The organism is Kitasatospora sp. NEAU-CNBT7 (genome assembly GCF_057220535.1).
In genome coordinates, this window is the sequence record NZ_JBXQQB010000085.1 from 1 (window position 1) to 6,525 (window position 6,525).

Sequence of the window (6,525 nt, forward strand, 5' to 3'; positions counted from 1 at the left end):
CTTCACCGACTGCGCGTCGATGATCCCCGCGGTCGGCTCCCGGTCGCGGCCCGCCGCCTCGCGGACCCGGTCCCGCAGCCGGTCGTGGAACTCGGCGACCAGGCCCTTGTCGCGCCAGCACCGGAAGAACGCGTAGACGCGGTCCCACGCGGGGAAGTCCCCGGGCATCGCCCGCCAAGTGACGCCGCCCGCGACCAGGTAGCGCACCGCGTCAACCATCTGCCGGTGACACCCCGATGCAGCCTCAGACGATCAACCACCCGACAACGTGACAGTTGCCCGACAGCGGCCTGTCACATCGTCAGACCACCGCCGGGCTCCGAACCTCGTGAATGTTTGCTTCCTCTACCAGACTGAGATCAGATGATCTTCATTTGATGGAGGGCATTCCGCAGAAAGTCATGCTCGCGAATATATCCCTTCTCCTCGGAGCTCGCTTTGTGATAATAGGAGCGGAGCTTCTTCGAGAAGAGAGCCTCAATGGCCATCGCCTGCTCGAAGCGTTCTTCGGAAAGGCGGCTCACTATCTCGTGCGAGCCGAGGAGAATAGAAATGATCTCACCGTTCCCGTGAGACCACTGCGAGACCACATAGGAGCCAAGGGCGTGGGCATTTTTAAATCCATTTGATGCTACATAGGCCGCTCGCAGTTCGGCCCACTTTTGAATAGCTGGATCATATCTCAGGACTCCCCGGCTACCCTCCGGAAGATCGTCCCATTCTGCGGCGAAGGAATTTGGCTTGCCCGAGAACCTTCGAGCCAGAGGCCAGTCTGCTTCATGTGTCAGGAGCTCGTGAAAATATGCCACGACGTCAGTAAGGTCTCCCAGCTGACCGTGACCGACATAGTGAACACTGGCGCCCTCGTCAGACCCCCTGCATGAAACGAAATCAAGTTCGTAGCCGTTGAATATCCCAAGAATCCCACTGCAGGTATGCTCACCAGTTGCACACCCCGAGGAGTCTTCTCCGCATAGGAATGCACCGGATGCCACGTATGAACTCAGTCCTCCCACGATGACTAGATCCTCGATCGCCCTTTGATCCATGGTCGCCAAGGCGGCATCGACATCGCGTGCATCTACGTTCCAAAACTGATAGTTGGGGACCTCTTTTTCTTCTTGGCTATGGATGTTGATCCCATGGCTATCGAGGGACATCAGAGCTATGCCGACAACCCTTGGCAAGTCCATGTTCGCCATGGAAAAGAACCTGACGCCCGGGGGCAGGATGACCTTTGTTCCGTCATTTGCGTATTGACTGTGGCCAAGAATATAGCGGTGCATGATTTCTCGCTGTTTCTCTTCGGGTGCCTCTTAATGGCGGCCGTGATCACTGATCAGGGTGTTGCAGGACAGGGGAATAGGGCCTCATCCTCATCCTTACACTTACAGCGTCCTGCGAGTGGGATGCCATGGACTTCAGGCAGCTTTTCGGGCAGGCTTATAAAGTCAATCGGGCACGATCAGGCAGTTATCTGCTAGTATCTCGTACCGCAAATGGCGAGTTTAAGTACGTAGACTGCGTTCGGCGCTGTCACATTGTTGGTGGCCGGGTAAGATGCTCTTCGGGTTGGCTGTACCGAAGGGTCGTGTCCGTGTCGTCAACGCCGCCGTCGTACAGCAACCACCGCTACCCGGCGGAGGTCATCAGCCACTGTGTGTGGCTGTACTTCCGGTTCCCGCTGAGCTTCCGTGAGGTGGAGGAGCTGATGCTGGAGCGCGGCGTCGTCGTCTCCTACGAGACGATCCGGCGGTGGTGCCTGAAGTTCGGCCAGGCCTACGCCAACGGGCTGCGTCGCCGCCGGCCGGACCCGGGCGACAAGTGGCACCTGGACGAGGTGTTCATCAAGGTCGACGGCGAGTGGAAGTACCTGTGGCGGGCCGTCGGCCAGGACGGGAACGTGGTCGACTTCCTGGTGCGGAGCCGGCGGGACAAGGCCGCGGCCAGGCGGTTCTTCCGGAAACTGCTCAAGGGGGCCAACGCGGTGCCGCGGGTGGTCGTCATCAACAAGCTCCGCTCCTACAGGGCCGCGCACCGCGAGGTGATGCCCTCCGTGGAACACCGCTCCCGCAAAGGGCTGAACAACCGGGTCGAGAACAGCCACCAGCCCACGAGGCAGCGCGAACGAGCCATGAAAGGCTTCCGGACGGTCGGCGGAGCACAACGGTTCCGCGCCGCGTTCAGCGGCATCTCACCCCATTTCCGGCCCCGGCGTCATCTGATGACAGCCGCCGCCCACCGCCTCGAGATGACCCTCCGCTTCACGATCTGGGACCACGTCACCGGCATGCACACCGCCGCCTGAGCCAGACCCCGGCCCACGCCGCGCCGACACGACGTCAGACACCCACACCCCCAACAACGCGACAACGCCCCGACCGGGGCACGAACACCACCCGCTCCACGATCCCCTCGAGGACCTGCTGCGCCTCGGCCACGTCCGCACCCCCCATCTCTGCAGGCCCGGTCGCCCGATCCTGATTGTTCGGACACTATCCGCCTTTTCGGGGCGTGTCCGTCGTACCGTCAACTCCGTGCAGGAAAGCCTCCTGCCGTCCCGGGCAGGGAGCTGATCACGGCTGCGCAGGTTCACCCCGGCGAGGAAGGTCCCGGCCGGCGTTCCACAGCCCGGCAAGGGGACCCGCGTCCGTTGCTCGCGGGGGGAGCGGGCCCGCACGGCCGGGCCCTGCGAGGTCGGTGGTCATGCGGGGGTGCAGCGGACCAAGCCGCTCGGCATGTTCTCCCAGCGGCCGAGCAGCTCGGCCGCGTGCACATGGCCGAGCGCCGCGAGCAGCTGTCGCGGGCCGAGGCCGCAGGCGCGGGCGGCGGAGTCGGGCTCGATCAGGAACGCTTCGCCGTCGCTCTCGTGCCACGCCGCGACGGTCAGCGCGGCCAGCCGCACCTGCGGGTCGAACCCGCGAACGCGCGGCCGCCCGACGACGCCCAAGGCCCACTGGCCGGCCCGCTGCCCTGCCGAGCGGCCGGCGAGCTCGGGCACGGACACCATGGGCCCGCCGGAGGTTCGGCCCGTGTAACGGAGCCAGCCCGCTTCCTGCAGCTCGCCGATCGCCCGCGCCGCAGCCCGCAGCCGCACCGCCTTCGTCAGGCCGACGGGCAGCCGGGCGAGGCCGCCGCTGCGTACCCGCAGCGTGCACACCACCGCGAGCAGCCGCGCCTTCCCGCCGACGGCAGTGGGCAGCGAGGCGGCGGTGTAGCCGAGCGCCGCCCTCACCGCCAGCGGGCACAGCCCCGGCGACCGCGCCTCGCCCCCGCCCCGCCCCGCCGCGACCGGCCGCCTCCGCCGGACAGCCCGGCCATCGGCTGCTCCACAGCCCGGACCGCCGCCGCCCCCGGCACCAGACGGGCGCACTCCCGGCACAGCTGCGCCAGCGACCAGCAGCGCCCACCCCGCAGCTGGAACACCATCAGGGTCACCTCGCCGCCGCACCCGCGGTGCCGGCCGTGCCACCGGCATCCCGACTCCCGGCACATGCAGGTCCGCAGGTGCGGCGGCGGCCGCTCACGGCGGGCATGAGCCGCGAGGCGGCCGAGCGCCGTACGTCTGAGCGATATGTCCGCTTCCACCGCCCGCGGCGCCCGCAGCCTGGTCAGCATGTGGATCAGGACCGTACCGGGCACTCCCGACGCCCGCGCATGGCAACCGATCGAGGGCGCAGGCCTGACCCCGGTGATCAAGAACCGGACCGGAGCCGGTGTGCGATACGCCCATCAGTGTGGAACTCGCCGCTCCCGGAAGCCGTGGCGCCGCACCTGTCGCCCCATTCCTGCGAATATGGTCACCGCGCGCCGCTAGCTCAGTTGGTTAGAGCAGCTGACTTTTAATCAGCGGGTCCGGGGTTCGAGTCCCCGGCGGCGTACCGACACCAAGCCCCCGGGGCGTCCTTCGGCCCGTTACGCTTGGTGATCGCGGGAGTGTGGCGGAACAGGCAGACGCACCGGCTTCAAGTACCGGCGCCCCAAAAGGCGTGAGGGTTCGACTCCCTCCACTCCCACCCGTTTCGGCTACCGCTCCGTCGCACGGTGCTGTCAGATTGAGCGTGGGAGCCCGAGCGGCATGATCGTCCGACTGGTCGGGATCGCCGGGAGGGGCTGCTCGTGGACGCGGTGTCGTACCGGGGTTTCCGCCTCCCGCGGGAGATTATCTCGTACGGCCTGTGGCTCTATCACCGGTTCAATCTGAGCCTGCGCGACATCGAGGAGCTGATGCTCGAGTGCGGCATCGTGGTCACCTACGAGAGCATCCACCAGTGGACCCGCTGGCTCGGCCCTGCATACGCCGCCCGGCTACGGCGCCGGCGGCCCCGGCCCAGCGACAAGTGGCACCTGGACAAGGTCTCCGTGAAGATCAACGGCGCGCAGAAGTACCTGTGGCGGGCCGTCGACCAGCAAGGGAACGTGCTCGATATCCTGCTGCAGCACCGTCGCGACACCGCCGAGGCCAGGGGCTTCTTCCGGAGCCTGATGAAGAAGACCCGCCAAGTGCCCCGCGTGGTCGTCACGGACAAGCTCGCTTCCTACGGCGCCGTCCACCGTAGGGTGATGCCGTCGGTGGAGCACCGCTCGCACAAAAAGCTTGAACAGTCGGGCCGAGAACTCCCACCAGCCGACCAGGCGGCAGCGCGAGCGCGCGATGTAGGGCTTCCGATCGATGGGCGCCGCCCAGCGGTTCCTTCGGCGCGTTCAGCGGGATCTCACCCCACTTCCGGCCCCGCCGCCACCTGCTCGCCGTCCCCGACTACCAAGCCGAGATGATCATCTGCTTCGCTACGTAGCGGCGTCGCGGACGAGGGCTGCGGTGTGGACGGTCAGGGTGGTGGCGCGCAGGTCCAGCCCGGTGAGGAGCTGTTCGGCGAGGTCGATTTCGTCGCCGGCTGTGTGGCGGGGGTGCCTCTATGGGGTTCGTCAAGGAAATCGGGCTGCGTGCGGAAGGTGTCGGCGGGCAACATGGCGGGATGCCGGATCGGCTGTGGGACGACGTCAAGGATTTCTTCGACCCTGACCTGATGGGTGCTCTGCCGGATGTGTCCGTGGCGGGCACCTCGGTCGAGGACTGGCAGGTGGTGTTCGACCTGGTCAGGTCGAGGGGATGGACGTGGGAGTACTCAGTGGGCGGCGTCGCTGGGCCGCTGCCTTCTGCGGCGGAAGTGCTTTCGCGTCCCGCCGATGCGGACAGTGTCGATCTGCGTGTCTGGCCGGTCCCGGATGTGCTGGCGATCTTCCGTCCGATGTCGGCCGAGGAAATCGACTTCGATGTCGACCTTCGCGAACTGCAGGGTCAGGAAGGAGTGGACGTCCTGTGCGGATTCTTCGCCGCTGTGGGAGGCAGGCTGGGCCGGCCGGTGGTCATGACGGCCGAAGGCGACTATGGAAACCCGGTGCTCGGGTTCGATCCCGCAGCCGATCGCGTGGTGCTCATGGCGGACCCGCGGCTCGGCTGGCCGCTTCGGCTGGCCTGGACTCGTAGAGGGTTCCGTCGCGGAGCATGGCGAACAGGACGTCGACCCGGCGCCTGGCCAGGCAGAGGAGTGCCTGGTACTACAGGTGAGCATTGTGTCTTTCGGTGGGCGGGCTCGTTGTCGGTCCGTGGAGACGTTGCGTGATGTGGAGTTGTGGGCGGGCTGGTTCGAGGACTTCTTCGCCTCGGTGGCGGGTCTGTTCCGCCGGGTGGAGCCGCGCCGGGTGGCCCGGCGTATCTGAAGGCCCTGCTGGGTCCGGTGGAGCGGAAGGGCGTTTCCCCGTGGTCGTGGACACCCTGATCATTGGATCGTGAGGTACGTACGCGTCGGTGGCCAAGGACGTGGGTGTCAACCACGAGACGTTGCGGATCTGGGTGCGCGACGCGGAGGCGGCTGCCCGGCCCGGGGCCGGTGAGGCGAGTGCGATGGAGAAGGAGAACCGGCAGCTGCGGGCGCGGGTGAAGGAGCTCGAGCTTGAGCGGGAGATCCTTCGGAGGGCCGCGAAGTATTTCGCGCAGGAGACCAGCTGGTGAGCAGCCGCTTCCAGTTCGTCGAGGATCACCGGGGCGCCTTCGGCGTCAAGCGGCTGTGCCGGATGCTGCGGGTCTCGCGGTCGGGGTTCTACCGGTGGTCGGCCGGCGCGGACGTGCGGGCCGGCCGCGCCCGGGCGGATGCCGAGCTCGCGGACCGGATCACCCGAATCCACACCGACTCGGACGGAACGTACGGGGTTCCACGCGTCACCGCCGAGTTGCGGGACGCCGGGACGCCGGTCAACCACAAGCGCGTGGAGCGCGTCATGCGCACGTTCGGCATCGTCGGCCTGCACCTGCGCAAGAAGGTCCGGCACCACGGTCCCCGAGCCGTCGGCGACCCCGGTGCCGGACCTGCTGCGGCGGGACTTCACCGCGGCCAGGCCGAACATGAGGTACGTCGGCGACATCACTTATCTCCCGATCGGGGGCGGCCGGTTCCTCTATCTGGCCACGGTGCTGGACCTGTGCTCGAAGCGGCTGGCGGGCTGGTCGATCGCCGACCGCATGCG

General features: G+C 66.9%; 3 protein-coding genes, 2 tRNA genes and 4 pseudogenes. 6 read left to right on the top strand and 3 right to left on the bottom strand.

Translation table 11 applies throughout. The annotated features are described in order from the left end of the window. A pseudogene (locus AC2TEW_RS38045) lies at positions 1-219 on the bottom strand (transposase); the annotation flags it as partial. A gap of 140 nt (positions 220-359) precedes the next feature. Continuing rightward, a complete protein-coding gene (locus AC2TEW_RS38050; RefSeq protein ID WP_484627763.1) occupies positions 360-1,202 on the bottom strand; it encodes a hypothetical protein in 843 nt (280 codons plus the stop codon). A 395-nt stretch (positions 1,203-1,597) separates the two neighbouring features. Here AC2TEW_RS38050 and AC2TEW_RS38055 point away from each other — a divergent pair, with 395 nt between their 5' ends. Further along, positions 1,598-2,308 (top strand): IS6 family transposase, encoded by a 711-nt coding sequence (locus tag AC2TEW_RS38055; protein ID WP_484627764.1) that lies wholly within the window; start codon positions 1,598-1,600, stop codon positions 2,306-2,308. Between the two features lie 396 nt (positions 2,309-2,704). Here the strand turns inward: AC2TEW_RS38055 and AC2TEW_RS38060 are convergent, their stop codons facing one another. Further along, a complete protein-coding gene (locus AC2TEW_RS38060) occupies positions 2,705-3,235 on the bottom strand; it encodes a hypothetical protein (RefSeq protein WP_484627765.1) in 531 nt (176 codons plus the stop codon). Positions 3,236-3,807: 572 nt separating this feature from the next. On the opposite strand from AC2TEW_RS38060, the gene AC2TEW_RS38065 reads away from it, so the two are divergent. The 5 genes and pseudogenes from AC2TEW_RS38065 to AC2TEW_RS38085 all read left to right on the top strand — a co-directional run. Then, a tRNA-Lys gene (locus tag AC2TEW_RS38065) sits at positions 3,808-3,881 on the top strand. Positions 3,882-3,932: 51 nt separating this feature from the next. Next, a tRNA-Leu gene (locus AC2TEW_RS38070) sits at positions 3,933-4,016 on the top strand. A 97-nt stretch (positions 4,017-4,113) separates the two neighbouring features. Then, positions 4,114-4,796: pseudogene (locus tag AC2TEW_RS38075) on the top strand (IS6 family transposase). A gap of 180 nt (positions 4,797-4,976) precedes the next feature. Next, positions 4,977-5,450, top strand: a pseudogene (locus AC2TEW_RS38080) (hypothetical protein); the annotation flags it as partial. Positions 5,451-5,797: 347 nt separating this feature from the next. Then, positions 5,798-6,525: pseudogene (locus tag AC2TEW_RS38085) on the top strand (IS3 family transposase); the annotation flags it as partial.